The sequence below is a fragment of the Achromobacter sp. K91 genome, assembly GCF_003576205.1.
Classification (GTDB): Bacteria; Pseudomonadota; Gammaproteobacteria; order Burkholderiales; family Burkholderiaceae_B; genus Achromobacter; species Achromobacter aegrifaciens.
In genome coordinates, this window is record NZ_QWFB01000054.1 from 110224 (window position 1) to 136022 (window position 25799).

The window sequence follows — 25799 nt, forward strand, 5'->3', positions numbered from 1 at the left end:
CCGGGTTCAGAAGCGGTACGTCAGGTCGAACACGATGCGCAGTTCGCGCTCGCGTTCGCCGTCGTACGGGCGGCTGGTGCCGGTGATCATGGCGCCCATGTCGAGGACGTCGTTGGCGCGGTATCGCTGGCCGTAGCCCAGCGCGATCACGCCGCCGGTGCCGTAGCCTTGCTGGGTGTAAGCGCCTGCGCCCAGGGTGCCGATCTGCTCCCAGGCGGTTTCGTAGCGGCGGTACAGGGTGTGCGTCAGGCGCACGCCGGGCAGCAGCATCAGGTCCGACCGCGGATTGAAATAGGGCACGTTGTTGTCGTGGCTGTTGCGCTGGGTGGACGCCTCGAACTCCAGGTCCGCCAGCAGGTGCGGCGAGGTGTAGACGCGCTCGCGCCCGGCCAGGCCCAGCGCCCAACGGTTGTTGCCGTCGCTGAAGTGCGAAGGCGACAGCGCCAGCGTCCATTCGCGGCGCTCGTCGGCTCGCCAGCGCACGTAGGCCGACAGGCTGTTGGAATAGATGCCGCTGGTCAGCGCGCGCAGCGGCGTTTCGCGCGACATGATTTCGCCCGAGCCGCCCACCTGCCAATGGTCGTCCAGGTCGTAGGCGGCCGACAGGCGCGCGCCCGGCTTCACGCCGTGGCCATAGTCGTGGGTGGAGACTTCGCCTTCGATCGTGAGGTCGCGGCCGCGCCATTCCACGCCGGTGCGCAGCCAGCGGTAGTTGCCGCGGCCTTCCTCGAAGTCGCCGGAGGCGTAGCCGCCGCCGCCGAAGACTCGCCAGTTGTAGTCCAGCGGCGCGGAGTACAGCACGGCGTCGATGCCGAAGTCGCCGCTGCCGGTGACCGGGCTGTCGGATGCCAGGCCGCGGTAACCGTTGATGCGCAGCTCGGCCTTGTTGTGCACTTCCCATTCGCGCGCCAGGCGGCGGCTGGTCAGGTTTTCGGGCGAGCGGGCCATGGTGTCCTGCGACAGCGCTTCGGCCTGGCGCCATTCCTGCAAGTCCAGGGCGGTGAAGCCCTGGCCGTTCTCCACGCCCAGGCTGCGCGGGGCCAGGGTCTCGGCCATCTTCAATTCGACCTCCGAGGCGCGGGGGAGCGATTGGGCGCGGTAGACGGTGGCCAGGTCGCTGCGCAGTCCGGAGTTGTTGGGCGCGTTCTCGACCATCTCTTCGAGGCGCTGCCGGGCGGCGACGGTGTCGTTGGCCTGCAGGCGAGCCGACGCCAGGGTCTGGCGGCTTTCCAGGTTCAGGTCGTTGGGCATGCGGGTGGCCTGGCCCTTGTAGTACAGCCAGGGGGCGTAGCCCGATTCGACGCCTTCGGTGACGGCGCTGGTCTCGTTGAACTGTTCGCCCTCGGCCAGCGAGTAGTACAGGCCGGTCTCGGTCGCCAGGCGCTGCTCGGCATCGTCGCCGCGCAGGGCGTCGTCGGCCGCGACCTGCCGATAGATGTCGCGGGCGCGTTCGGGCTGGCGCACGTACAGGTAGGCCGATGCCACGTCGTTCAAGGCGTAACGCGGCACCGTGACGCCCTCGGCCAGCAGGGCTTCGTATTCGCGGACCAGATCGGCCATGCGCACGCGGACGTGCAGGGCGTGCAAGCGGTCGATACGGGCGCGCAGCGCGTCGGCGCGGGCGTCTTCCTGCTGCTGCCAGACGGGGATCAGTTCGTCGTAACGCGCCAAAGCCTTGTCGGCCAACACGAAACGTTCAGCTTCCGACCGCGTGGGCATGGCCGCCAGCCGCACCTGTTGGGCCAGCGCGTCGGCCTCGAAGCCGCGCATCTGGCCAGCGTCGAACAGATCCTGGTGACGGCGCGCCAGCTCCAGCGCCACGTCCGCCATGCGCGCGCGCTGCAGCGCCCAGATGTACTCGCGCAACACGTAAGGGGTGCCGGGCGCGGCGGCCAGGGCCAGGTCGGCCTGGTGCAGCGCTTCATATGGCTCGCCCTGGCGGGCGTGGACGTAGCTCAGGGCAAGGCGGGCGTCGACATCGCGGGGATGGCGCTTGAGCCAGCGCGCCGCGGCCTCGCGCGCCTCGGGGTAACGGCCGGCATCGGCCAGGGTCATGATTTCGCCGGCGCGAAAAGCGGACTGGCCGGGATGGCGGCGCGCGCCCGCCTGGTACGCGGCCAGCGCCTCGGGCCAGCGCTGCAGGTCGCGGTAGGCGCGCGCGACGGAAAGCTGGATGTCGCCGGGCAGCGCCGCGCCTTGCGGCAATTGCTCGTAGGCGGCGACGGCTTCGGCGGGCTTGCCGGCCCATCCGGCGATGATGATGTGGTCGTAGATGGCGCGGCTGCCGCCGGCCGGACCTTGCTGGCGCAGCATCGCCAGCGCGGGCTCGTAGTCGCCGGCGCGCGCTCTGGCGATCAAGGCGTCGTAGTCGTTGCCGGGGCCGGCCAGCGCCATGGCTGGAGCCAGGATGGCGCAAGCCGCCAGCAGGCTCAGTCTCGGTCCAACGGCACCCAGGGGTGTCGATCCTCTGTTTTGCATCTGTAATACTTCCGCAGTTGCGACTCGGGGCGTTCCTGGTCCGGCCGGCCGTGGGCGTGCCTTTTTTCGGCGCGAGCCGAGGCGACGCGCAGCACAAAGGCGCCGGCGGCGGCGGGAAGGAACACTTTTTGGTTAGGACTGCGCGGCGCCCGCTGCGGGGACCTTCGCACTCGCGCTATGGGAGTGCATGGCTAGTACGCGCCACGCCCGTAGGGCGTGATTGCGGCGCTCTTGATGGCACCGTCAATGGCCCGAATTATAAGTGTGTTAACTGTCAGTCAACTGTCAATTAGTGCAAAGGGCCATGGCGAAAGTGCGGCCGTGGCGTATTCTTCGTCGCTTGCCGCGCAATCGTCTTGGCGCGGGCGGTAAAGGTTCAGGGCGAAACGGCGTGCGGCGACGGACGGGCGCCAGGTTGTGCCGGTCTGTCGCTGTACGGGTAACAAAAAGCGTCAGGGGTGGTGGGATGTAACGCCGCCTCATGAGGCATGAACCCAGTGCAGCAATGACGAGCGACGGCGAACGCCCGCGGGGCGCAAGCCGGCAAACACCATGACGACTTCTCTTTTCTTTCTGATGTGGGGCCTGGCCACGGCTCTGGCATTGCCGTTGCTGGCGCCATTGCGCGCCCGCGACGTGGGCGGCGTCGCCGCGTTCACGGCGGGCAACGCGCTGGCCGTGCTGTCGCTGCTGGCCTATGCGGCCTCGCCCATCCTGCCGTCCGCCGTCTATGTGATGGTCTCGAACGCCGCCTGGGTCTGCGCGGTCAGCCTGGTCTACGTCGGCGTGCGGCAGTTCTTCGGCCTGCGTCCGCTGGCGCGGCGCACGGCGGCGCTGGGCGCGCTCAGTATCGCTGCGTTCGCGCTGCTGCTGTACGTGGCGGATGACCTGCGGGCGCGCATGCTGCTGTTTTCCGCCTACACCTTCGTGGCCATGATGGCGACGGGCATGGTGTTCTTCCGCCAGCGCAAGCGGCTGCACACGCGCGGCGTGATGCTGTACATGATGCTGGCAAGCTTCGGCCTGGCCGCGCTGCATGCCCTGCGCCTGGCGGTCTACAGCGTGGGCGGACAAGAACCCTCGTCGCTGCTCGAGCCCAGTCCCTGGGGCCTGTTCTTCATTGTCTGCGGGACGGTGACCGTGCCCGGGCTGTTCCTGGCGCTGCTGCTCCTGATCCAGACCAGCCTGTCCGAACAGATGGAAGCTGCGCTGACCTTCGACGGCCTTACAGGCGCCTATTCGCGCCGCAGCATCCTGGACGAGCTGGAGCGCGAGTTGCAGCGCTGCCAGCGCGCCGGCGGCAAGCTGGCGGTGTTGGTGCTGGACATCGACCACTTCAAGTCCATCAACGACCGTTACGGCCATGCCGCGGGCGACGCGGCGCTGCGCCATTTTTCGAAGGTGGTGCAGCGGGCGGTGCGCGCCAGCGACCGCTTCGGCCGGTTGGGCGGCGAGGAATTCGTGCTGCTGATGTACGACTGCGATCCGGCCCGCGCGCTGGTGCAGGCGCAGCGCGTCTGCGACGCCCTGCGCGACACGCCCTTCCACCTGCAAGGGCGCGAAGTACGGATGACCACCAGCGGCGGCCTGGCTTCGTACCAGTCGGGAGACGGCGCGGACGGCATCCTGGCGCGCGCCGACGATGCGCTGTACCGCGCCAAGGAACATGGGCGCGACCGCGTCGAGATGGCCTGGATCGGCCGTCCCGCGGGCCGCGCGCAGGAGCGCGGCCCGGCGGTGGTGGAGGAGGAGGTCAGGGCTTGAGATGTTCCGTCAGGAACTTCTCCATGGCTTCGTAGAACTCGAATTTGTTCTCGTCGTTGTGGAAGCCGTGGCCTTCGTTGTCCTTGACCATGTACTCGACCTCGACGCCGCGGGCGCGCAGCGCCTTGACCATCTGGTCGCTTTCGTCCTTGTTCACGCGCGGATCCTTGGCGCCCTGCGCCACGAACAGCGGCGTCTTGATCCTGTCCGCGTGCAGCGCGGGCGAGGTGGCGGCCAGGCGTTCGCGGTCGCGTTCGGGGTCGCCCACCATGTCCTGCATCTTGTCCAGCATGGGCTTCCAGTATGGCGGAATGGACTTCATGAACGTGAACAGGTTGGACACCCCCACGTAGTCCACCGCGGCGGCATACAGGTCGGGCGTGAACGCCACGCCGGCCAGCGTGGCGTAGCCGCCATAGCTGGCGCCGTAGATGCCGATGCGCTTGGGATCGGCGATGCCTTGCCCAATGAGCCACTGCACGCCATCGGTGATGTCGTCCTGCATCTTCAGGCCCCATTGGCCGAAGCTGGCTTCCCAGAAGGCGCGGCCATAGCCGGTCGACCCGCGGAAGTTCATCTGCAGCACGCAGAAGCCGCGGTTGGCCAGGAACTGGACTTCAGGGTTGTAGCCCCAGCCGTCGCGCGCCCACGGACCGCCGTGAGGATTCACGATGCAAGGCAGGTTCTTGGGATCGCGGCCGGCGGGCAGCGTCAGGTAGCCGTGGACCGTCAGGCCGTCGCGGGTCTGGTAGCTGATGGGCTGCACGCGCGACATGTCCGCCTCGGGAATGGCGGGATTGATGTCGGCCAGCTTGGTCAGCGTATCGGCGGCGGCGTCGTAGATGTAGCGCGAGCCGGGCGTGCGGTCGTTGTAGGCGGCGACGATGAACTTGTCTTCGTCGCGGTTGGATCCCTGGATGGCGAAGTCGTAGCCAGTGAGCTTGGCCGACAGTTTCTTGAAGAGCGTCTCGCTCTGCGCGTCGAAGAACTTGTATTGCGGCTTGTCGGTCTGGTAGGCGGCTACCGTCAGCACGCGGCGCTTGCGCGAGTAGCCGGCGGAATCCAGGTCGACGGTGTCGGGCGTGAAGATTTCTTCCTCGGCCTCGGGCTGGGCGGGGTCGATCACCACCAGCGATAGCTTGTCGCGCCCGCGGTTGGACAGGGCGTAGAACTTCTTGTCGTCGAAGGTGAAGAACGCCGGACTGACGCTGGTGCGGTAGTCGGTGGTGATGAGCGGACGGAATTCGGAAGATTCGTCGTCGCGGTAGAGCAGGGTGGTGTTCAGGCCGTCGCTGGCGACGGCGGCGCGCACCTTGCCGGCGTGGTCGGTCTGCCAGCCGACGATGTTGCCCGGGTTCTGCGCCACCAGCTCCGCGGCGCCCGTGTGGACGTTGACGCGGTAGACGTCGAAGACTTCCGGATTGCGCTGGTTGTGGCTGATGAGGACGTGGTCGGGATCGTCTTCCAGATCGTCCTCGATGCCGGCGCGCACGCCTTCATACGGCGTTAGGTCGGTGATCTTGCCGGTCTTGGCGTTGACGGCCAGCACGTGGAAGTTCTCGTCGCCGCCGAAATCCTTCTGGTAGAGCACCACGTCGGCGCCTTTCCAGAAGAAGTTGCTGATGTCGCGCGCGGTCTCGCTGGTCAGTTGCCGCGGGTCGCCGACAGGCGTGCTGCCTTGCAGCGGCTGCACGTAGATGTTCATGCGGGCGGGATTGCCGTCCACGCTGGTGGGCTGCATGAAGCCCAATGTGCGGCCGTCGTCGGCCAGGCGGAAGAAGCCCCGTTCGGGGTTGCGGAAGAAATCCTTGAGGGGATAGACGCGCGGCGGTTGCGCGGCGCTGGCGCCCAGCGAGACGCCGATGATGCTGGCGGCCAGGACGGTGCGCTTGAGGAATGAGAACAAGGGGGACCTCCGAAGTTGCCGCGGCGGGCGCTTGAGGCCGGCCGCCGGGTGGTCCGCCGATAATGCCATAGCGGCGCGGGCGGTGTCGAACCGCCCGCGGACGCTGCCGGGCCTGCGCCGGCCTTATTGCGGCTCCAGCCCCGTGGCCTTGACGATGGCGCCGTACTTGGCCATTTCGGCGCCGATGAAGGTTTTGAATTCCTGGGGCGGCTTGTAGGAAATGGCCAGCCCCTGGCCCTGCAGTTTTTCCTTCACGTCGGCGGCCTGCAGCGCCTGGGCCGTGTCCTTGGAAATGCGTTCCACCAGGGCCGGCGGCATGCCGGCGGGGCCGAACAGGCCAAACCAGTTGGAAATGTCGAAGTCGTCCAGGCCGACCTCCTTGGCCGTCGGGGTCGAAGGCAGGATGTCCTGACGCTGGGGACCGGCGATGAACAGCGGGTGCAGCTTGCCGGCGCCGATCTGGCCGATGATTGCTGGCGCCGTGGCGAAGAAGATATCGATCTGGCCGCCCACCAGATCGGCCACGGCCAGCGCCGTGCCGCGGTAGGGCACGTGGGTCAGGTTCATGCCGGAGCGCACCCGCAGCAGTTCGCCGGCCAGATGCTGCTGGCCGCCCATGCCCGGCGAACCGTACACCAGCGGCGCCTTTGCGCCTTGTTGCTTGAGATCGGCGTAGGTGGTGGCGGGCAGCTTGGGACCGCTGACCAGCACCAGCGGCGCATCCGCCACCAGGGCGATGGGCTGCAGGTCCTTCAACGGGTCGTAGCGCATCTGCTTGTAGACCAGCTTGTTGATCGAGACCTCGGGCGTGTAGGCCAGCAGCAGGGTGTAGCCGTCGGGTGTGGCGCGCGCGACCTGTTCGGCGCCTATCATGCCGCTGGCGCCGGACTTGTTCTCCACGATGACCTGCTGGCCCCAACTGGTGCTGAGCTTCGCCGCGAGGATGCGGGCGATCACGTCGGTGGCGCCGCCGGGCGTGTAGGCAACGATCAGGCGCACCGGCTTGTCGGGATAGGGCTGCGCCTGCGCGTACATGGGAAGGCAGGCGGCGGCCAGCAGTCCCGCGAGTTTGATTGCGTATCGAAACATGGGGTGGCTCCTGTGCGGGGAATGAGGGTTCAACTGCGCTGGATCAACAGCACGGCCTGGCCGGGCAGATGCAGGCGCGCGTACTCGGCCCAATCGTCCCCGGTCTGCAGCGCGCGCTGGGCCGTCAGGTCGACGACGCGCTTGAACGCGCCGGCCTCGATCTGACGCCTGAGGGCCGGTCCGGGGCCGTAGGCCAGTTCATAGGTCTGCTCGCCGCAGCGGTAGCGGCACAGGCGCAGACCGGCTTCGCCGTCGATGCGTTCGACCGATCCGGCGCCCGCGGCCTGGCCAGCAAAGACCGCGTTCAGCGCGGCCAGCGCCAGTCCGGCGGGGCGCGGATCGTAGCGGCGGTCGATCAGGCCGTTGCGCGGAAAGTAGCCGCGATCCACGTCCATGAAGGTGTCGAAGGAATAGTTCACCGCGTCCGTGGTCCGGGCCGCCAGGAAGGCTTCGGCCACCAGCGCGGCGATGGCGGTGTCGTCGGTGTTGGCCGCCGCCAGGCGGTCGGCCAGCTTGACGCCCACGTTCACCGTCGCGCCCCAGTCGCGCGCCCGCGCAGCCAGTTGCTGGTGCGTGGCGATCAGGTCGGCGCCCCAGTCCAGGCGTACGGTGAAACCGTCCAGGTTCTTCTGCGCGAAGTGCGGCAGCAGCGCGGATTGCGCCGCTTCGAGCTCGGACGCACGCAGGCCGGTGTTGACGAAATGGCTGTAGTGCTTGCCGTCGAAGTGGGCATCGTCCGCGCCCGTGCGGATCTTGCAATAGACAAGGCGGGCGTCGGTGCGCGCGCGCAGGCGCTGCAAGGCTGCGCCCGCCTCTTCCAGCGCCTGGGCGTTCAGGTTGATCTCGATGGCGGCGATGGCCACGCCATGCTCGCGCGCCTGTTGCAGCAGCCTGGCGTCCGGCAGCCCCAGCGAGGTCAGCACGAAGCGGTGGCCGACGTCGGACATGAGGCGCGCACGGCGCAAGGTCTTGTCGTCGCGCAGGTCCTGCACAGGAATCTTGAGCGTGCGCAGCCCCATTTCCCACATGGACATCAGCGGGTAGTCGTTGCGCGCCAGCTTGCGGCCGAACTCCTGTACGCCGCCGGTGCAGGGGATTTCGACGATCTCGGCCCAGGGATGCCGCATCTCGACCGCGATGCCGTCGCAGGCGGCGGTCTTGGTATGGACGGTGGGCAGGGTGCGCGCCGCCGCCCGGCCCGGTTCGGCCTCGCCGCGCATGGCGCCGTGCGTGCGGATCAGCTTGGCGACATGCCCCTGCTCATGCACGTCGACGATGAAATAGCCGAATTTTTCTACGTCGCCGCGGCCGAATTCGTCCGCCGGCGGCACCCGGTAGAACTCGGAAAAGTCATGCCGCAGGAAGGCGGTCGACGGCAGCATGTAGACCTCCGCGACGCCGATGACGTCGTACCAGAAATTGTGGACGTGGCCGGCGAACACGCCTTCGACGCGCGGATCGGCCAGGCGCGACAGCAGCCAGCCGCGGCCGGGCTCGTCGATGTTGTCGTAGGACCCGCGTTCGTTGGCGTCATGCAGATAGGGCGGGTAATGCAGCGACACGAAGACGCGGCCGCTGGCGCCTGCCAATTGCTCGTCGATCCAGGCGCGCTGCGCGTCATCCGCCGCCAGTCCGGAGTTGAACAGCAGCGCGTTCAGGAACAGGAAGCGCACGCCGCCATGGTCCACCGCGTAATAGTCCGGCCCGAACACCTGGCGGTACTTGTCCAGGTAGTCGTCGCAGACGATGTCGGCGGGCATCCAGTCGATGCGCTTGTCGCCGACGTCGTGGTTGCCGGGCACCAGGTGCAGCGGCATGTCGATCTGGCCGGCGATGGCCTTGAAGCGGTCGGCCGCCACCTCGAACGAAGGCATGCTGGGCACCGGGTGGACGATGTCTCCCAGGTGGATGGTGAAGGCGGGCGCGGGGTCCAGGCTGGCGATGTCGGCGAAGACGTGCCGCGCCCGGGCATTGGCGCGGGCATTGGTGGCGAAGGGCGACGCGCAGGTGTCTTCGGATTCATTGACGTGGGTGTCGGCCACCACGGCAAAGCTGAACAGGCGGGCGCCCAGCGGCTGGCGGGAAAAGCGGGAATTCGTCATCAACTACCCTTTCAATTTCAATAAATGGAATTCAAGTGTTTATAGTGAACGGAATGTTTGTATTTCGGCAGGCGATATACTGTCAATGCTCCGAATCCCTAGGCCGCCATGCACTCGAAAACGCCGCTCAACTACGAACTCGAATCCCGCGCCTCGCTGGAAGCGCACCCGCGCTTTGCCTCCACGCTTTCCAACGGGCTGGACGTGCTCAAGTGCTTTTCGGCGGCCGAGCCGCAGCTGGGCAACAAGGAAATCGCCGAAATGCTCGGCCTGACGCGCCCGACGGTGTCCAGGCTGACATTCACGCTGGTGGGGCTGGGCTATCTGCGGCGCGACGAACGCACGGGCAAATATTCGCTGGGTCCGGCGGTGCTGACGCTGGGCTATCCCTTGCTGGTGCACCTGACGCTGCGGCAGCTGGCGGCGCACGACATGATCGAACTGGCGCGCTATGCCAAGGGGCCGGTGTCCATGGCCATCCGCGACCGCCTGCAGGTGGTCTACGTGGAAACGGTGCACGACGGCGCGTCCAATGCCTCGCGCCCGGACATCGGGTCGGCCCGCCCCTTGCTGCGCACCGCCACCGGGCGCGCGCTGCTGTATGCGCAGACGCCGGACGAGCGTGAGCTCATCTGCGCCCGGCTGGCCGAGGAGTTCCCGGAGGACTGGGAACGCTTCGGCCCATCGCTGCAACCCGCGTTCGATGCCATCGCCGAGCACGGCTTCTGCGTGGTCAGCAAGGACTGGCGGGCCGAGCTGTGCGGCATCGCCACGCCGATGCGCTATCGCTCCAATGACTTGCCGCTGGCCTTCAACGTGACGATCCCGGCTGACAACCTGGACGAAAAGCACGTGTACGAGACCCTGGGGCCGCGCCTGCGGACCCTGGTGAAGAACCTGGAGTACCGCATCGGGATCATGTGAACGCGGCTGCGCTTATCGCGCGCAGCCGATATGCGGGATAATCGCGGGCACTGATCTGGAGATACACATGTACTGGAAACTGGTCGCGGCTTCGGCGCTGGCCCTGGCGGGCTGCTCGATGGGCATTTCGCCCGGCACGTCGCCGCACAGCGAATTCAAGGCCCCGGTGGCCTTCAAGGACGCCTACGACGCGGCGATCCGGCAGGCCAATGCGTGCCTGCGCAGCACCGACAACGCCTATCGCGTGGTGGACACCATGAACGAAAGCGCGCAGTCCGGCGTGGTGCAGGTGCTGGCGCCCTATAGCGACAATGAGATGACGCGGGTCGAATTGAAGGCGGCCGGCCCCAAGACCACCGATGTGCGCATCGCGGTGTGGGGCAAGGGCACCTGGGACGCGGCCGCCATGCGCGCGATGCAGGACGCCGTCTATTACAGCCTGGTGTCTTGCAGCAGCTATATGCCGCTGGATCCGCGCCCGCCGGTCAAGCCTTCGCGCGACCTGCCCAACTGATGCGCGGGCGCTGGCGGCTTGCCGCCGCCGGCGCGCTCAGTCCCCGCTCGGGCGGCGGCGGATGATCTTGAAGGTGGCGGTGGCGCGCGCCACCAGCTCGCCGTCGGCGCGCCGGACCTCGCCTTCGCAGAAGGCGATCGACGCCCCTTTGCGCAGGCAGCGCGCCTCGATCACCAGGTCGCCCGTGCCGGGCGACAGGAACGAGGTGTTCATGTCGATGGTGGCCATGCCTTCCGTGCCGTCGGCCGAGCCGCGGGCGGCGGCGCTGAGCGTGAAGTCCAGCACGCTCATCAGCGTGCCTCCATGCACGTCGCCGCGGCTGTTGGTCAGGTCGGCGCGCCAGGGCAGCGAGGTGCGGGCATAGGCCGGCGCGATGCTCTCGGGCACCAGGCCGATGAAATGCATGAAGGGGATGGTCAGGCCGAAGTAGTCGGTTTGAGGCGTGGAGGCTGCAGTCATGGACCGTTGCGGGCAGGAATGGAAAGTCGGTTGTCGGCGGTCATAATATATGTTTTGCCACGGGGTTTCAGGCGATGAACGGCTCATGGGGGCATCACCACCATGATTGAATTACGGAAGATCGTGCACGTGGACATGGACGCGTTCTATGCCTCCGTGGAACAGCGCGACAACCCCGAACTGCGCGGCAAGCCCGTGGTCGTGGCCTGGACCGGACCGCGCTCGGTGGTGTGCGCCGCGTCCTACGAGGCGCGGCGGTTCGGCATCCATTCGGCCATGTCCGCCGCCCGCGCGGAGCGCCTGTGTCCCCATGCGATCTACGTGCCGCCGGATTTCAACCGCTACCGCGAGGTCTCGCGCCAGGTCAGGCAGATCTTTGCCCGCCATACCGACATGATCGAACCCTTGTCGCTGGACGAGGCCTACCTCGACGTTACCGTCAACAAGCTGGGTCTGCCCTCGGCCACCGAGGTCGCGCAAGTCATCCGGCAGCAGATCCGCGAGGAAACCGGGCTGACGGCCTCGGCGGGAGTCGCGCCCAATAAATTCCTGGCCAAGATCGCGTCCGACTGGAACAAGCCGGACGGCCTGTTCGTGGTCCGGCCCGCCAAGGTGCTGGCCTTTCTGGAGCCCTTGCCGGTGCGCAAGGTGCCGGGCGTGGGCAAGGTGACGCAGGCGCGCCTGGAGCAACTGGGCATCCATACCGTGGGAGACCTGGCCACGCACAGCGCCCAGGAGCTGGAGCATTACTTCGGCCGCTATGGCCGGCGCCTGTACGAATTGGCGCGCGGCATCGACGAGCGCGAGGTGCAGACGGATCAGCCTTTGCAGCAGGTATCGTCGGAGACGACGTTCTCGCAGGATATCCGCCTGGACGCGGTGGGCGAGGCCATCGACCGCATGGCGGAACGGGTGTGGGACCAGGCGTTGAAGAAGGGCGCCCTGGGCCGTACCGTGGTGCTCAAGTTGAAGACGGACCGTTTCCGCATCCTGACGCGCAGCCAGACCAGCCTGAACCCGCCCGGATCGGCGGTGGAGCTGGCCGCCGTCGCCAGGCTGCTGTGCGAGCGCGTGGACTTGCCGCCGGAAACGCTGTACCGGCTGGCGGGGGTGGGGATGAGCAATTTCGCCGACCCGCAGGAGCAGTCGCGCCAGCCCGATCTGTTCGGGGGCGCGTTCTGAGCCGAGCGGGGCGGCTGGCTACCGTGTCTGGCTGGAAGCCGAACGGCAGCCAGGCATGTGCGGACTCAGGCCAGGCGGGCCTTCACTTGCTGTGACAGCGCCGTCATGTCGGCGCGGCCGGCCAGGGCCTGCTTCAGCAGCGCCATGACCTTGCCCATGGCGGGCGCGCCGGTCACGCCCTGCGCGGCCACTTCCGCCAGCGCGGCGTCGATGGCGGCCGAGACTTCCTCGGGCGTGGCGGCTTGCGGCAGGAATTCCTGCAGCACGAGCAGTTCGGCCTTTTCCTGTTCGGCAGTTTCGGTGCGGCCGGCCTGTTCGAACGCGGCGATGGACTCGCGGCGCTGTTTGACCTGCTTTTCGATGATGGCCGTGATCTCGGCGTCGTTCAGGTCGCGGCGTTCGTCCACTTCCTTCTGCTTGACGGCAGCCAGCAGGAAGCGCAGCGTGGTCAGGCGTTCGGCGGCCTTGGCGCGCATCGCGTCCTTGACGGCATCGGAGAGGCGGGTCTTGAGCGTAGCAGTGCTCATGGGTAAACCTTTGTGGTGTTGCGACAAACAAGCAGTTTAAACCGGCGGCCGGCGTTTCCCGGCGGCCGGCGATTTCCGGCGGCCGGCGTTTCCCGGCGGCCGGCGATTTCCGGCGGCCGGCGATTTCCGGCGGCGGGCGATTTCCCGCGGCGGGCGTGTTCCCGCGGGCGCCGGTTCACCTTACTTACTTTACCTTGGCCAGGTCGCCACGCAGGGCGACGCCGGCCACCATCGCGCCGGCATGGCATTCATAGTCGGTCTTGCTGCTGTATTCGTTCTTGCGGTAGTAGCTGATGATATTGGTCACCGCGTTCGCACCGGCCTTCTTGGCCGCTTCGTGCAGGGCGATGATGGCGGATTGTGCCACCCACAGGCAGGCGTCCTCGTCCTTCTTGGCGAAGGCGTTGGTCTTGCGGTTGGTGACGACGCCGGATTCCAGCACCGTGCCCTTGGGGCCGGTGCCGGCAAGGTAGAACTTGACGCTGCCGTCGATCTTGCCGGCGGCCTGGGCGGCTTCGACCGCGGCCTGCATGGGCAGATGGACGGTACGATCCGCAGCCAGGGCTTGCGCCGAGCATGCCAGCGACAAAAGCAGGGCGGCGGACAGCTTGTAAGAAACGTTCATGACAGGCATTCCATTCGTGAGAGGGAAAAACGCGGATATTGCGAACTTCAGCGCCAGCGGCGGAAGATCAACGAGGTGTTGATGCCGCCAAAGGCGAAGTTGTTGTTCATGACATATTCGTTGCTCATGTTGCGGCCCTCGGTCAGGTAGTCGAGTTCGCCGCAGCGCGGGTCGACGTTGCGCAGATTGAGCGTGGGCGCATACCAGTCGCGGTTGAGCATTTCAATGCTGAACCACGACTCCAGCACGCCGCAGGCGCCCAGGGTGTGGCCCAGGTAGCTCTTTTGCGAGCTGATGGGCATGCGGCTGCCGAACAGGCCGTGCGTGGCCTGCGTTTCGGCGATGTCGCCCTGTTCCGTGGCGGTGCCGTGGCCGTTGACGTAGCCGATGGCTTGCGGCGGCAGGCCCGCGTCGGCCAGCGCCATTTCCATGGCGATGCGCATGGTGCCGGCCTCGGGGCGGGTGATGTGCGTGCCGTCCGAATTGCTGCCGAAGCCGACGATTTCCGCGTGGATGCGCGCGCCGCGCGCCAGTGCGTGGTCCAGCGATTCCAGCACCAGCATGCCGCCGCCTTCGCCGATCACCAGGCCGTCGCGGTCGCGGTCGTAGGGGCGCGGCGTGAGTTCGGGCGTGTCGTTTTTCTGGCTGGTCGCGTAGAGCGCGTCGAACACCAGGGCTTCGCTGGCGCAGAGCTCTTCCGCGCCGCCTGCCAGCATCAGCTCCTGGCGGCCGTAGCGGATGGCTTCGTAGGCGTAGCCTATGCCCTGGCTGCCCGAGGTGCAGGCGCTGGAGGTCGGGATGATGCGGCCCTTCAGCTCGAAGAAGATGCCGACGTTGGCCGCGGTGGTGTGGGGCATCATGCGGACGTAGGAATTGGCGTTGAGATCATCCGTGACGCCGTTGAGCAGCATGTTGCCGAAGGCGCGGATTTCCGCCGTGCTGCCCACCGAGGAGCCGCAGGCCACGCCCATGCGCCCGTCGGCGATGCATGGGTCGCCCAGCAGCGCCGCGTCGTCCAGCGCCAGTTCCGCGGCGCGCACCGCCAGCTGGGAAACCCGTCCCATGCTGCGCAACTGCTTGCGGGTCCAGTGCGCGGGCGTCTGGAAGCCTTCGATGGGGCCGGCCAGGCGGGTGTTCAGTTCGGCGTAGCGCGACCAGTCGGGCATGACGCGGATCGCGCTGCGTCCCGCCTGGAACGCCTGCTGCACGCTGGACCAGTCGTTGCCGAGCGCGCTGATGCCGCCCATGCCGGTGATGACGACGCGTTTCATCAGCACAGCCCTCCGTTGACGGCGATGACCTGGCGCGTGATGTAGGCGGCGCCGGGAGACATCAGGAATACGACGGCGGCGGCCACTTCCTCGGGCCGCCCCATGCGTTGCGCGGGCACGGCCTTCAGGATTTCCTCGACTGGCACGTGTTCGTCGATCATGTCGGTGTCGATCAGGCCCGGCGCCACGCAGTTGACGGTGATCTGGCGCTTGGCCAGTTCCACGGCCAGAGCTTTCGCGGCGCCGATGAGGCCGGCCTTGGAGGCGCTGTAGTTCACCTGGCCGCGGTTGCCGATCAGGCCGGACACGGACGCCATGCAGACCACGCGGCCAGGCGCGCGGCGGCGGATCATGGGCATGGCGAGCGGACTGAGCACGTTGTAGAAGCCGTCGAGATTGGTGCGCAGCACCTGGTCCCAATCGTCGCCTGTCAAAGCGGGAAACGCGCCGTCGCGGGTCAGGCCGGCGTTGAGGACCACGCCGTAATAGGCGCCGTGCGCGTCGATGTCGGCCTGCAGGGCGGCGGCGCATTGCTGGCGGTCCGCCACATCGAATTGCAGCACGCGCGCCTGGCGTCCGCGCGCCTGGACTTCGGCCTGCACGGCTTGCGCCTGGTCGAGCCGCTGGCGGCAGTGCAGCACCAGGTCGTGGCCGGCGTCGGCCAGGGCCAGCGCGATGGCGCGGCCGATGCCGCGGCTCGAGCCGGTTACGAGTATCGGGGCGGTGCTCATTCGGGTGATTCTTCCTGGATAAAAGCGGCGGGGTCCTTGGGCTGATAGACGTTCAGCCTGGCCTCGGCCAGCAGGCGCGCGTCGTCGCGCAGTTCGCATTCGAAGACGCTCATGCCGCTGGCGTCGATCAGCCCGCGGCGCGCATGTATGGTCAGGCGGGCGCCGGCGGGCAGCGCGTCCGCGTGGCTTTCGTAGCGCCGGGTGCCGAGCAGAAAGCCCAGTTTGACGGGTTCGCCTGCCTGGCGCGCCTGGCAGCCGGCCCAGGCGCCCACGGCCTGCGCCATCAGCTCCATGCCCAGCCATGGCGGCAATGAGCCGTCGGGCAGCGAGTAGGGGCCGGGCCTGACCACGGCGCGCGCGGTCAGGCTGTCGGCGTCGTGGCTGCAGACCTCGTCGATCAGGATCATGTCGCCGGCGTGCGGCAGCAGGCTGGATACCGGCCAGGTCGTCATGCTTGGGCTCCGAGGATCAGGCTGGCGTTGTTGCCGCCGAAGGCGAAGGAATTGCTCATGGCCAGGCGCGGCCGGCCTTGCGCGTAGCGGTGCTGCGCGGTGCTGAAATCCAGCGCCGGCAGGGCTGGATCGGGCTGCCCGTCCCAGACGTGGGGCATCAGCCGTCCTTCGGCATTGCCGGCCGACAGCGTGGCCCAGGCCAGCGCCGCTTCCAGCGCGCCCGCCGCGCCCAGCGCGTGGCCGGTAAGCGCCTTGGTCGAGGCACAGGGCACGCCCTGCGGAAAGACGGCGTGCATGGCCTGGCTTTCCATGGCGTCGTTGTGGAGGGTGCCGGTGCCGTGCAGATTGACCCAGCCTATGCTGGCCGCGTCCACGCCGGCGGAATGCAGCGCGGCCTGCATGGCTGCCCGCGCGCCGGCGCCGCTGGGTTCGGGCGCGGACATGTGCCAGGCGTCGGAGCTGGCGCCGCCGCCCAGCAGCGCCACGGAGCGCTCCCCTGCGGGCTCGCGTTCCATCAGGAACAGCACGCCGGCTTCGCCGATGTTGATGCCGCGGCGGTTGGCAGAGAAGGGCAGGCACAGCATGTCGTCGATGGCTTCCAGCGTGGCGAAGCCGTTGATGGTCAGGCGGCACAGGGTGTCCGCGCCGCCGCAGACCACGGCGTCGCACAGGCCCGAGGCGAGCAGGCGGCGCGCGGACAGCAGGGCGCGGGCGCTGGAGGTGCAGGCCGTGGACAGCGTGTAGGCGGGGCCGGTGGCGCCCAGCCAGTCCGCGAAAAAGGCGGCGGGGGACGACAGCGCCTGGCGGCGGTAGTCGTAGCCGTCCGGCCATGCGCCCTGCGCCGCCAGTTGGCGGAAGGCCGGCGCATTGTCGTTGACGCCGGAAGTGCTGGTGCCCAGCACGACGGCGACGCGGCTGGCGCCATGGCGGGCCACGGCGGCGCGCAGTTGCGGTTCGATCTGCAAAGCGGCGGCCAGCAGCAATTGGTTGTTGCGGCTGTGGTGATGGGCGGGCAGCGTGTCGGGGATGGGCGGCAGCGCGTCCGCATGGCCGCCCAGCGTCAGCGTGCGGCCATGGACCCAATCCGGCTGCGGGCGCATGCCCGAGGTGTCGCCGGCGAAGGCGGCGCGGGCTACCGCGTCGATGCCGGCGCCCAGCGCGCACACCACGCCGGGCGTACCCAACCAGGTGTTCATGGCTGCTCCTTCAAGGGCGAGATCCGCCAGGTGACCTGGTCGGCAGTGGTGATGATGAACGTGCCGGTCTGCGCGGCCTGCGGCCAGCGCACGCTCCAGCGCGAACCGCCGCGGTCCAGCAGTTCGCGTTGCGCCGCGCCATCGTCCTCGCGGCTGGCGCGCCAGTTGCCCGCGCCGTAGGCCGCATCCAGTTCCGCTTCGGGCGTCCACGCAAACATCAGGGCGGCGAACAGATCGCGCGCCCCGGCATTGGGCCGCAGGAAGCCGTCGTTGCGCCATTGGCCGCGTTCCAGCATCTGGCGCGCCTGCGGCACGCCCATGGGATCGAACAGGGACCAGCGCAAGGCGGCGCCTTCGCGCTGCACCACCAGCAGCGCGTCCAGCGGCGGCTGGCCGGCGACGGCCTGCACCACATGCAGCTGCCGCGGCAGCGTGAAGTCCGCGTTGCGCGCCGGCAATGGCGGCGCGCCCGCGCAGCCTGCCAGCAGGGCAAGCGCCAGCAGCGCGCCCAGGGTGCGCGCGGCGGACAGGAAGGAGGAGCGGGTGGCGGCCATGGTCGGGATCAGGCGGGCAGCGGCTGCGCTTCGGCGCCGCGGCAAAGTTCGCTCAGCATGCGCAGGCGGCGCTGCGGGTTGGCGACGAAGGGGTTGTTCCGGTCCCAGGCGTAGCCCGCCAGGATGGAGCTGATCATGCGCCGGATCTCGGGCTGCGCGTTCTCGTAGAAGACCACATCCTGGAATTCCCCGCTGTACCAGCCCTGGACATAGGCGCGGAAGGTCTCCACGCCCACCATCAGCGGATCGGCGAATTCGGCCTGCCAGTCGACCTGCGCACCGGTCAGTTGGCGGTGCAGCGCGTCGGCCGCCAGCTTGGACGAGCGCAGGGCGATGGTGACGCCCGAGGAAAACACGGGGTCCAGGAATTCCGCCGCGTTGCCCAGCAGCGCGTAGCCGGGGCCGTGCAGCTGCGTCACGCTGGCCGAATAGCCGCCGATGGTATTGGCGGGCGTGTCCCAGACGGCGTTCTTCAGGACGCGCCTGAGATTGGGCGCGGCGTCGGCCATCTCGCGCAGCGTCGCCATCAGGTCCTGGCCGGGGCCGCCGAAGAGGTTTTCGCCGCCCACGACGCCGAACGAGCAGCGGCCGTTGGAGAAGGGGATCAGCCAGTACCAGATGCCGCGTTCTTGCGGGTGCACGCTGATCAGGATCTTCTCGCGGTCGAAGGCGGGGTCGTCGATGCGGTCCTCGATATGGGTGAAGATGGCCTTGCGCGGCGGCATCGACGACGGGCGCTCCAGGTCCAGCAGGCGCGCCAGCACGCGGCCGTAGCCGCTGGCATCGAGCACGAACCGGCTCTGCACCTGGTAGGACGCGCCATCGGCGCCGCGCACATCCAGCAAGGGGGCGTCGCCGTCGAAATCGGCCGCCGTCACTTCCTGCAGGTAGCGCACTTCCACGCCCTGGCGGGCGGCATCGTCCGCCAGCACTTTGTCGAAGTGCGCGCGCTGCACCTGGAACGTGGTGCCGGGGCCGGGGCTGAACTTGTCGCGGAAATCGAAGTGGGTATAGCGCTCGCCGCAGGCAAACGCCGCGCCGTTCTTCACCTGGAAGCCGGCGGCCTGCACCGCCGGCAGCATGCCCGCTTCTTCCACGAATTCCAGGCAATGGGCGAGCAGGCTTTCGCCGATGGAAAAACGCGGAAACTGCTGGCGTTCCAGCATCAGGACGTCATGTCCTTGGCGCTTCAACAGGGCGGCGGCGACCGCGCCTGCCGGCCCCGCTCCTATGACTACGACTTCGCGATGTTCCATGCCGGGTATTTCCTTTTAGTTATTGAAAGCAGGATGCGGCGCGGCGGCGCGCGGCGGATTGATCCATGGCGCCCACAGCAGCGAGAAGGCCACGCCCAGCGCGACCGCCAGCCCGAAGTTGGCGATGGCGGGCGTCTGGCTGACGGCGAGCAGGCCGAAGGACAGCAGCGTGGTGGCGGCGCCCAGCAGGATGCCGACCAGGCTGGCGGCCGCGCCCGCGACCCGCTCGTACATGAAGATGGCGTAATCCACGCCGATGGCCGACACCAGCAGCAAACCGAACAGGCTGAACAGGGTGAGCGGCTGGCCCAGATAGCCCAGCGCGGCCAGGCTGCATGCGGTGGCCGCGAGCGGCACGGCCAGGATGCGCCAGGCGGCGGCGCGGCCCAGAGTCAGCAGCAGCAACAGCGCCGCGACCCCATAGGACAGCAGCTTGAGCTCGGCGGCTTCGATGCGCGTGGCCGCGAACATGCGATTCAGTTCGCCGCTGCGGTCCACCAGCGTGACGTCCGGGGCAACCCGGGCGATGGCCTCGAGCGCGGACGCGTCGCGCAGGCCCAGCAAGGTCACCATGCCTGCGGCCTGTCCTTCACGCACGCCCAGCCACAGCGGCCGCCAGCGTTCGGCCAGCGGGCCTTGCAGCGCGTCTTCGATGGCCTGCGGCGGCAGCGCGGCCATGGATTGCAGTTCCAGGCGCAAGGCGGCGTAGGGGATGCCGATGTCGCTAAGCGGCTTCCAGGCGTCGGGCTGCCCGGCCAGGCTGGCCAGCGTCGCGCCCAGCGCCTTCTGGTCGGCGGCCGGCGAGACCAGCTGGCTCAAGGCGTTGTAGGCGGCGAGATCGCCGCGCGCGACCAGCGCATCCAGCGCCTGCGACACCCGCGCCTGCCTGCGCAGCAGCTCGTCGGCGTCGGGCGCGCGCACCAGGAAGAACTGGCTGGTCGGCATGAAGCCGGTGATTTCGCCGATCTGCCGGGCCTGCTGCAGCAAGGGCGCGGGCAGGCTCAGCCATTGCCGCAGATCGTCCTGGATGCTCAGCCGGCTGATGCCGCCGGCAGTGGCGGCGATAAGGGCCAGGGCGCCCAGCCACAGCGCGGCGCGGCGTCCGGCCAGGCGCTGACGCGCGTGCAGCGCGGCCTCGGCAAAACGCAGCAGCGGCTGCCAGGGGCGGGGCCGCCAGCCGTCCATCCAGGCCGGCAACTGGCACACGGTGCAGGCGTAGGCGCCCAGCAGGCCGGCGGCCGAGAACACCGCGGTCTGCGTCAGCGCGGGGAACGGGGTGAACGCCAGCGCGACGTAGCCGACCAGGCTGGCTGCCAGGCTGATGGTCAGCCCGGGCAGGACGCGCCGCAGCGCGGGCCAGGCCTGCCAGTCGGCCATGCCATAGCTCTTGCCGAGCCAATGCATGGGGAAATCCACCGCTACGCCGATCAGGCTCGCGCCGATCACCAGGGTCAGGACGTGGATGGAGCCGAACACTGCCACGCAGGCCACCGCGCCGGTCAGCAGCCCGACGGCGACCGGCACGAAAGCCAGCAGCGCGCGCACGCGCCGCAGCGCCAGCAGCAGGACCAGCACGATGCCGATGGTGGCGCCGGTACCGATCCAGCTGCTTTCGGCAACCGCTTGCGCCCGGCCTGCGGCGGCGTACAGGGGGCCGCCGGCCACCAGCAGCTCGGCGCCGGCCGCGCCGAGCGCCGCGCGGTCCTGTTCGAGCTGCGCGGCGATTTGTTGGGGCGCGGCCGCGTCGAACGCATCGCCGCGGGTTTCGGCGCGCACCAGCATCCAGCGTCTGCCGGCGTGTTCGGCCTGCAGGGTGCCCGTGCCCATGTCGTACTGCACCGCGCCGCCTGGGCGCAGCGCCTGTTCGGCGCGGCGCGTCAGGCCCAGCCAGTCCTGGTCCGCCGGCACCAGGCCCGAAGATGAAAATGGATCGGACAGCTCGCGTGCGCGGCGCTGGGCGTAGGCCGCGGGATCGGTCTCGAGCTGATGCCGGTCGGCCGCCGGCAGCATGGCCAGCCGGCCCGCCAGCAGTTGCGCGCGCAGCGCGGGCACGTCGATTTGCAGTTCCACCTGCACGGAAGAAAACAGGCCGCTGTCGGTCCAGCGCTGCGCCAGCAGGCGCGCGGGGGCCGCGGCATCCGCGCCGGCGTTTGCGCTTTGAGTCGCGACCAGCGCGATGAGCTGGCGCGACAGGGGCTCCTGGATGCGGGCCTCGGCTAATTGGCGGGTGGCGTCGGCGCCGGCCTGGGGCACCAGCTCCATCAGGTTGGCCGACACCGGCCAGCCGTGGCGGCTTTGCCAGGCGCCGGCGCAGAGAATCAGCAGCAGCCCCAGCTTGAACAGCCGCGGCAGCCAGCGCTCAATCGGCGAACGCACGTTGCTCCTCGGCGGTCAGGGCCTGGGCGGCCTGCGCATCCGTCATTTGCAGCACGCTGCGGTCGCCCTGCGTCTCGCGCAGTTCGATGCGGTCCACCAGCTTGCCCCCGTTGATCTGGATGTTGTCGAAGATCTGGCGCAGCAGAACCGAGCGCGGCGTCAGCAGCAGCTGCCAGGCATTGGCGTCGCCAGTGAGCGCCAGGTCGAAGTTTTCGCGCAGCCCGGCGGTGTCGCCTGCCAGCACGGACAGGAACAGCCGGTTCTCGCGGCCGGCGCCGGAATGCTGCGGCAGAGCCTGCCATTTGCCGGCTTCGTCGCGCCGGGAGATGCCGCGGGCGTCGATGCGCAGGTCCTGCGCGATCGGCGTGCGCAGCAGCCACAGCAGGCCCTTGCCCGCCGCCAGCGTGAAATCGCCGCGGCTGGTCAGCGGCTGCGGCAGCGAGCGCAGGAACTTCTGCTGCACGAAATGGCCGCGCACCACCGGCGTGGCGTTCAGCTGCGTTTGCAGGTCGGCCAGGTCGAAGGCGCGAGCGGCCAGCGGCAGCAGGGCCAAGGCCAGCAGGGCGCACAGGCGGCGTATGAAAACCAGGCGGCGCGTCATGCGGGCGTCTCCATCGATTGCAGCTTGCGTTGCACGGCATCGACCAGCGCGGCGGGCGAGGTCAGCTGCATCTCGCGGGTCTGGATGCAGACCGCCACCTGTTCGGACGTGGCCCGCGTCAGGCGCTGGCCGCTGGCGGCGTCCAGGATCAGGTAGTTGATCTTCAGCCGGTGCTCCCATTCCACCAGTTCGGCGCGCACCTTCAGGCGCTGGCCGAATTGTGCGGGCTGCGCGTAGCGCAGATGCAGGTCGATCACCGGCCAGGCGTAGCCGCTGGCGCGCATGGCGTCGTAGTTGTGTCCCAGCAGGTCCAGCAGTTCGCAGCGGGCCTGTTCCAGATACTTGACGTAGTGTCCGTGCCAGACGACGTTTAGCGGATCCACGTCGAAGAAGGGCACACGGATTTCGACTTCAGCGCCAATGGCGCCCCGTTTACGCATCGTCTTTCCAGAAAGGGTAGAAGTTGAACCATTGCAGCGGCGCCAGGTGGCAGTGTGCGGCCAGACGGTCGGCGTAGCGCTGGGCCAGCTCGGCGATCCGGGCCTGGCGCGTGGCGCGCGTCCATTCGATGCCGTCCGACAGGCGTTCCATCGCGACGCGGTAGCGTGCGCCGTGGCGCGTGCAGAACAGCAGGTTGACCGGGCAGCGCAACAGGCCCGCCAGCAGCCAGGGCCCTTGCGGGAACAGCGCGCTGGCGCCCAGAAAGTCCACCGGCGTGCAACGGTCGCCCTGCAGCGGCACGCGGTCGCCGGCGATGGCGAGCCATTCGCCGCGGTCCAGGCGCTGCGCCAGGTCCAGCATGGCCGGAGCATCCAGTTCGCTGACCTGGATCATGCGCAGCCCGCCGCCGGCCTCGTGCAGCAGCCGGCTGAAGTGAACCGCGTGCTTGTCGTGGACCAGCACATTGAGTTTCAAGGTGCCGCTTTGCTCCGCCAGCGCGCGGCAGACCTCGATATTGCCCAGGTGCGAGCCCACCAGGATCTGGCCGCGGTTGCTGCCCATCTGCGCGTGCAGGCCGTCAGGGTCGGAGATGTCCAGATGGGCCATCGTGATCTTGCCCTGCCAGACGTCCAGCTTGTCCAGGATGGCGTTGGCGAACGCGAGGTACTGGCGGTAGACCGGCATGCGGCGCGGCAGCGGCTCGGCCAGCGTGCCGGATTGCGCCAGACGGCGCTGGTAGGCCGCGATCGAACGCCGGGCGCGGGCGCCGCTGACATAGAAATACAGCACGACCAGCCAGACCACGGGCGCGACCAAACGGCGGCCCAGGGTGCGCGCGGCCCAGGCGGTCAGGCGCATCAGCAGGGCGCTGCCGCGCTCGGGCTGATCGGCCCAATGCTGATCTGTGGCGCTCATGGACGCTGACCTCCGGCAAGCCGGCGCCACAGCAGCGCCGGCGAGCGCGCCAGCATGCCGAAGAAGAGGCGCGCGTGCATGCGGCTGATCAGCAGGTTGTCGCGCAGGCCCTGGAAGTGGGAAATGCCGCCTTCCGGGTAGGCCACGCGCGTCGGCAGCCAGACCATCGCGACGCCGCGCCAGTGCAGGCGCACCAGGACGGCGATGTCGAAATCCATGCGCCGGCCCACGCGCGCGCCGTCGATCACGGGCAGCGCCGCGGCCAGCGGGTAGACGCGGAAACCGCACATGGCGTCGGGGATGTCGAGCGAAAGCGTATTGATCCAGACCCACACGCGCGTCAGCCAGCGGCCATAGAGACGGCTGCGTGGCACGTCGTCGCCATACAGCGGCGCGCCGCAGACGAGGGCTTCGGGGCGAGCACGGGAGGCCGCGGCGAAGGCCGCCGCGTCCGTCAGGGCGTGCTGACCGTCGGCGTCGACCTGCAAGGCATGGGTATAGCCCAGCGCCGCCGCCGCGCGCAGCCCGTCCTGCACCGCCGCGCCTTTGCCGCCGTTGACCGCGCGCCGCAGCAGATGCGTATGCGGTTGGGCGGCCAGCGCATCCAGCGCGGCGGCGCAAGACGGTTCGGAGCCGTCATCCACCAGCACGCAGGGCAAGCCTTGCGCCACAAGCTGCGCGTGCACCGCGGCGACCGTGGCGCCGTGGTTGTACACGGGAATGAGCGCGCAGAGCTTATGCGGGGCCATGGCCGCCTGCCTGCAGAATGCGGCCGGAAGAGCAGGGCGCGCCGTTGACCGTGTAGGCGAAATACAGCTTCTGCTTCGAGGCGTCCCATTTGAGCGCCAGCATGGCGGTATCGCCCGGACGCAGCAGGCGCTGGAATTTCAGGGCTTCCATGCCGGCGAAACGCAGCTCGGGATGGAGGTCGCGTTGTGCCAGCGACATGGCCCAGCCGATCTGGACAACCCCGGGCACAACGGGAGCAGTGGGGAAGTGGCCGCTGAAATGCGCCAGGTCGCAGGGGATTTCCAGCCGGTAGCGGCGTTCGTGATCCGCCAGGCGCGGCAGTTCCTGCGCCTCGGGCGCAAGCGGCCGGGGGCCCGCGGCCGCTTCGAACACGCCGCGCGGCAGCTTGCCCTGGGCGTTGGCAGGCAGTTGCGCGAAGAAGCGCCAGGTGCGCGGAATGGCCAGCGATTCGAAGCCTGGGGCCAGATGCGCGCGCAGCGCATCCACTAGCGCCTTGCGGCCCTGGTTGCGCAAAGCATGCAGGCCGCCGGCCGACAGGGCGACCAGCGCGGCAAGGCGCGAGGTCCCGGCCAGACCTCCCAGGCGCGCTTCGGCGACGTAGGAATGGCGCGCCAGCGCCTGTTCCAGCATGGGCAGGGAAATGCGCTTTTCCTCGATCTTCACGATGCGGTCGAGGCGGCCGAGCAGCCGGAAACCGTCATGCGCAAGCTCCGCGCCGTCGGCGGTCTGCGCCTCGGCCGGGTTGACCCATGGCGATTGCACGCGCAGCGCGCCTTCGGCGTTCAGGTCGACGGCCACGCCGGGCAGCGGCTGCCAGGGACTGTCGCCTTCGCGCCAGGCGACGGCGCCGGTTTCGGAGCTGCCGTAGATCTCGCTGGGGCGCAGTCCCAGGTGCTGTGCGATATGGTCGGATGCGTCGATGGGCAATTCGCCGCCGGACGAGTGGATGCGGGTCAGGCGGCCGCGCAGCTGGTCCCAATCCAGCCGCTGTCCCAGGCGGCGCAGCAGCGCCGGGCTGGCGATCCAGGTGCAGGCCGGATGGCGCAGGCTGGCCTGCTGCAGCTCTTCCGGATAGAGGCGCTGCGGCCGGTCCAGCTGGCGCCCGGCGCACAGCGGCCACAGCACCCTGAAGGGCAGGCCGTACATGTGTTGCGCCGATACGCTGCCCAGCACGGGGCCGCGCGCATCCGGCCATTGCTGCTGCAGCGCGCGGACTTCGTCCATCAGTTGCCGCCAGTGCTTGGCGATATGTTTGGGCGTGCCGCTGGATCCCGAAGTGCACAGCACCAGCGTCAGCGCAGGGTCCAGTTCGGCGGGCGCGAGCGGTGCGTGGCCTTGCAGCTCGGCCAGCCGGCACAGCCGCTCGGCCGGCAGCGGCAGATCAGTGTCGCTCAGCCAGGCGTCCACCATGGCGTCGAGCGTGGCGCAGGTCTGCGCCTGGGCGTCGCCCGGCAGCACCGCGACCACGCCGGCGCGCCAGCATGCGAACAACGCGACGGCCATGCGGGCGGCGTCCTCGAACCAGATCGCGACGCGTTGCAACTGCCTGGCTTGCAAGGCGCCCGCGGCCTGCAGGCTGGCGCGAGCAAACGCCTCGCGCGTCAGTGGCGGCTCGTCGGCGACCAGCGCATCGGCCAAGTCAGGCGGGGCGGGCAGCAGCAGCTGCGCGAGATCGGTCCAGGCCAT

General features: G+C 68.8%; 23 protein-coding genes. 4 read left to right on the forward strand and 19 right to left on the reverse strand.

What is annotated here, in order from left to right; genetic code table 11:
- Positions 1-6 precede the first annotated feature (6 nt).
- The gene (gene pgaA, locus DXK93_RS26655; protein ID WP_119451647.1) at positions 7-2478 is read right to left on the reverse strand and encodes a poly-beta-1,6 N-acetyl-D-glucosamine export porin PgaA; all 2472 of its coding nucleotides are present in this window, start codon (positions 2476-2478) and stop codon (positions 7-9) included.
- Positions 2479-3030: 552 nt separating this feature from the next.
- On the opposite strand from pgaA, the gene DXK93_RS26660 reads away from it, so the two are divergent.
- On the forward strand, positions 3031-4242 hold the full coding sequence (locus DXK93_RS26660; RefSeq protein ID WP_054458199.1) for a GGDEF domain-containing protein: 1212 nt from the start codon (positions 3031-3033) through the stop codon (positions 4240-4242).
- On the opposite strand, the gene DXK93_RS26665 is transcribed toward DXK93_RS26660, so the two are convergent.
- From DXK93_RS26665 to DXK93_RS26675, 3 genes are all read right to left on the reverse strand, one after another.
- On the reverse strand, positions 4232-6148 hold the full coding sequence (locus DXK93_RS26665) for a S9 family peptidase (protein WP_119451648.1): 1917 nt from the start codon (positions 6146-6148) through the stop codon (positions 4232-4234). The two genes, DXK93_RS26660 and DXK93_RS26665, sit on opposite strands and share 11 nt — an antisense overlap.
- 123 nt (positions 6149-6271) lie before the next feature.
- Positions 6272-7237, reverse strand: a complete 966-nt coding sequence (locus tag DXK93_RS26670) for a tripartite tricarboxylate transporter substrate binding protein (RefSeq protein ID WP_054458197.1) — start codon at positions 7235-7237, stop codon at positions 6272-6274.
- 29 nt (positions 7238-7266) lie between these two features.
- Positions 7267-9339, reverse strand: coding sequence for a metallophosphoesterase (locus DXK93_RS26675; RefSeq protein WP_119451649.1), 2073 nt, complete (start codon positions 9337-9339; stop codon positions 7267-7269).
- A 108-nt stretch (positions 9340-9447) separates the two neighbouring features.
- Here DXK93_RS26675 and DXK93_RS26680 point away from each other — a divergent pair, with 108 nt between their 5' ends.
- Complete coding sequence (locus DXK93_RS26680; protein ID WP_054458195.1) at positions 9448-10263, forward strand: IclR family transcriptional regulator; 816 nt, start codon at positions 9448-9450, stop codon at positions 10261-10263.
- A 67-nt stretch (positions 10264-10330) separates the two neighbouring features.
- Positions 10331-10777, forward strand: a complete 447-nt coding sequence (locus tag DXK93_RS26685) for a BPTD_2524 family lipoprotein (protein ID WP_119451650.1) — start codon at positions 10331-10333, stop codon at positions 10775-10777.
- Between the two features lie 36 nt (positions 10778-10813).
- Here the strand turns inward: DXK93_RS26685 and DXK93_RS26690 are convergent, their stop codons facing one another.
- Positions 10814-11236, reverse strand: a complete 423-nt coding sequence (locus tag DXK93_RS26690; RefSeq protein ID WP_119451651.1) for a PaaI family thioesterase — start codon at positions 11234-11236, stop codon at positions 10814-10816.
- A gap of 102 nt (positions 11237-11338) precedes the next feature.
- Between DXK93_RS26690 and dinB the strand changes: the two genes are divergently transcribed.
- A complete protein-coding gene (dinB, locus tag DXK93_RS26695; protein ID WP_119451652.1) occupies positions 11339-12418 on the forward strand; it encodes a DNA polymerase IV in 1080 nt (359 codons plus the stop codon).
- 65 nt (positions 12419-12483) lie between these two features.
- Here dinB and DXK93_RS26700 read toward each other — a convergent pair whose 3' ends face one another.
- From DXK93_RS26700 to DXK93_RS26765, 14 genes are all read right to left on the reverse strand, one after another.
- A complete protein-coding gene (locus DXK93_RS26700; protein WP_054458191.1) occupies positions 12484-12945 on the reverse strand; it encodes a GatB/YqeY domain-containing protein in 462 nt (153 codons plus the stop codon).
- Positions 12946-13129: 184 nt separating this feature from the next.
- Entirely contained in the window at positions 13130-13570 is a 441-nt protein-coding gene (locus tag DXK93_RS26705) for an excinuclease (protein ID WP_119451653.1), read from the reverse strand.
- A gap of 47 nt (positions 13571-13617) precedes the next feature.
- Complete coding sequence (locus DXK93_RS26710; protein WP_054458189.1) at positions 13618-14841, reverse strand: beta-ketoacyl-ACP synthase; 1224 nt, start codon at positions 14839-14841, stop codon at positions 13618-13620.
- On the reverse strand, positions 14841-15572 hold the full coding sequence (gene fabG / locus DXK93_RS26715; RefSeq protein WP_119451654.1) for a 3-oxoacyl-ACP reductase FabG: 732 nt from the start codon (positions 15570-15572) through the stop codon (positions 14841-14843). The genes DXK93_RS26710 and fabG overlap by 1 nt, the downstream gene beginning before the upstream one ends.
- Positions 15569-16024, reverse strand: coding sequence for a hotdog family protein (locus DXK93_RS26720; protein WP_054458187.1), 456 nt, complete (start codon positions 16022-16024; stop codon positions 15569-15571). Before DXK93_RS26720 ends, fabG begins: the two co-directional genes overlap by 4 nt.
- Positions 16021-17220 carry a beta-ketoacyl-ACP synthase gene (locus tag DXK93_RS26725; RefSeq protein WP_119451655.1) on the reverse strand — a complete coding sequence of 400 codons (1200 nt, stop codon included), beginning with the start codon at positions 17218-17220 and terminating at the stop codon, positions 16021-16023. Before DXK93_RS26725 ends, DXK93_RS26720 begins: the two co-directional genes overlap by 4 nt.
- A complete protein-coding gene (locus tag DXK93_RS26730) occupies positions 17217-17774 on the reverse strand; it encodes a hypothetical protein (protein ID WP_119451676.1) in 558 nt (185 codons plus the stop codon). Before DXK93_RS26730 ends, DXK93_RS26725 begins: the two co-directional genes overlap by 4 nt.
- A gap of 8 nt (positions 17775-17782) precedes the next feature.
- Positions 17783-19030: an NAD(P)/FAD-dependent oxidoreductase gene (locus DXK93_RS26735; protein WP_119451656.1), complete on the reverse strand. Its 1248-nt coding sequence runs from the start codon at positions 19028-19030 to the stop codon at positions 17783-17785.
- Positions 19031-19045: 15 nt separating this feature from the next.
- Positions 19046-21406, reverse strand: coding sequence for an MMPL family transporter (locus DXK93_RS26740; protein ID WP_119451657.1), 2361 nt, complete (start codon positions 21404-21406; stop codon positions 19046-19048).
- Complete coding sequence (locus DXK93_RS26745; RefSeq protein ID WP_119451658.1) at positions 21390-22007, reverse strand: outer membrane lipoprotein carrier protein LolA; 618 nt, start codon at positions 22005-22007, stop codon at positions 21390-21392. Before DXK93_RS26745 ends, DXK93_RS26740 begins: the two co-directional genes overlap by 17 nt.
- Entirely contained in the window at positions 22004-22447 is a 444-nt protein-coding gene (locus DXK93_RS26750) for a thioesterase family protein (protein WP_054458182.1), read from the reverse strand. Before DXK93_RS26750 ends, DXK93_RS26745 begins: the two co-directional genes overlap by 4 nt.
- Positions 22440-23363, reverse strand: coding sequence for a glycosyl transferase (locus DXK93_RS26755; RefSeq protein WP_119451659.1), 924 nt, complete (start codon positions 23361-23363; stop codon positions 22440-22442). The genes DXK93_RS26750 and DXK93_RS26755 overlap by 8 nt, the downstream gene beginning before the upstream one ends.
- A complete protein-coding gene (locus tag DXK93_RS26760) occupies positions 23360-24112 on the reverse strand; it encodes a glycosyltransferase family 2 protein (protein WP_119451660.1) in 753 nt (250 codons plus the stop codon). The genes DXK93_RS26755 and DXK93_RS26760 overlap by 4 nt, the downstream gene beginning before the upstream one ends.
- Positions 24099-25799 carry an AMP-binding protein gene (locus DXK93_RS26765; RefSeq protein WP_119451661.1) on the reverse strand — a complete coding sequence of 567 codons (1701 nt, stop codon included), beginning with the start codon at positions 25797-25799 and terminating at the stop codon, positions 24099-24101. Before DXK93_RS26765 ends, DXK93_RS26760 begins: the two co-directional genes overlap by 14 nt.

What these genes read in the sequence shown, in the direction of transcription:
- pgaA (WP_119451647.1), bottom strand. Translation starts at nt 2,478, where the DNA reads ATGCAAAACAGAGGATCGACACCCCTGGGTGCCGTTGGACCGAGACTG.
- DXK93_RS26660 (WP_054458199.1), top strand. Translation starts at nt 3,031, where the DNA reads ATGACGACTTCTCTTTTCTTTCTGATGTGGGGCCTGGCCACGGCTCTG.
- DXK93_RS26670 (WP_054458197.1), bottom strand. Translation starts at nt 7,237, where the DNA reads ATGTTTCGATACGCAATCAAACTCGCGGGACTGCTGGCCGCCGCCTGC.
- DXK93_RS26675 (WP_119451649.1), bottom strand. Translation starts at nt 9,339, where the DNA reads ATGACGAATTCCCGCTTTTCCCGCCAGCCGCTGGGCGCCCGCCTGTTC.
- DXK93_RS26680 (WP_054458195.1), top strand. Translation starts at nt 9,448, where the DNA reads ATGCACTCGAAAACGCCGCTCAACTACGAACTCGAATCCCGCGCCTCG.
- DXK93_RS26685 (WP_119451650.1), top strand. Translation starts at nt 10,331, where the DNA reads ATGTACTGGAAACTGGTCGCGGCTTCGGCGCTGGCCCTGGCGGGCTGC.
- DXK93_RS26690 (WP_119451651.1), bottom strand. Translation starts at nt 11,236, where the DNA reads ATGACTGCAGCCTCCACGCCTCAAACCGACTACTTCGGCCTGACCATC.
- dinB (WP_119451652.1), top strand. Translation starts at nt 11,339, where the DNA reads ATGATTGAATTACGGAAGATCGTGCACGTGGACATGGACGCGTTCTAT.
- DXK93_RS26700 (WP_054458191.1), bottom strand. Translation starts at nt 12,945, where the DNA reads ATGAGCACTGCTACGCTCAAGACCCGCCTCTCCGATGCCGTCAAGGAC.
- DXK93_RS26705 (WP_119451653.1), bottom strand. Translation starts at nt 13,570, where the DNA reads ATGAACGTTTCTTACAAGCTGTCCGCCGCCCTGCTTTTGTCGCTGGCA.
- DXK93_RS26710 (WP_054458189.1), bottom strand. Translation starts at nt 14,841, where the DNA reads ATGAAACGCGTCGTCATCACCGGCATGGGCGGCATCAGCGCGCTCGGC.
- fabG (WP_119451654.1), bottom strand. Translation starts at nt 15,572, where the DNA reads ATGAGCACCGCCCCGATACTCGTAACCGGCTCGAGCCGCGGCATCGGC.
- DXK93_RS26720 (WP_054458187.1), bottom strand. Translation starts at nt 16,024, where the DNA reads ATGACGACCTGGCCGGTATCCAGCCTGCTGCCGCACGCCGGCGACATG.
- DXK93_RS26725 (WP_119451655.1), bottom strand. Translation starts at nt 17,220, where the DNA reads ATGAACACCTGGTTGGGTACGCCCGGCGTGGTGTGCGCGCTGGGCGCC.
- DXK93_RS26730 (WP_119451676.1), bottom strand. Translation starts at nt 17,774, where the DNA reads ATGGCCGCCACCCGCTCCTCCTTCCTGTCCGCCGCGCGCACCCTGGGC.
- DXK93_RS26735 (WP_119451656.1), bottom strand. Translation starts at nt 19,030, where the DNA reads ATGGAACATCGCGAAGTCGTAGTCATAGGAGCGGGGCCGGCAGGCGCG.
- DXK93_RS26745 (WP_119451658.1), bottom strand. Translation starts at nt 22,007, where the DNA reads ATGACGCGCCGCCTGGTTTTCATACGCCGCCTGTGCGCCCTGCTGGCC.
- DXK93_RS26750 (WP_054458182.1), bottom strand. Translation starts at nt 22,447, where the DNA reads ATGCGTAAACGGGGCGCCATTGGCGCTGAAGTCGAAATCCGTGTGCCC.
- DXK93_RS26755 (WP_119451659.1), bottom strand. Translation starts at nt 23,363, where the DNA reads ATGAGCGCCACAGATCAGCATTGGGCCGATCAGCCCGAGCGCGGCAGC.
- DXK93_RS26760 (WP_119451660.1), bottom strand. Translation starts at nt 24,112, where the DNA reads ATGGCCCCGCATAAGCTCTGCGCGCTCATTCCCGTGTACAACCACGGC.
- DXK93_RS26765 (WP_119451661.1), bottom strand. Translation starts at nt 25,799, where the DNA reads ATGGCCTGGACCGATCTCGCGCAGCTGCTGCTGCCCGCCCCGCCTGAC.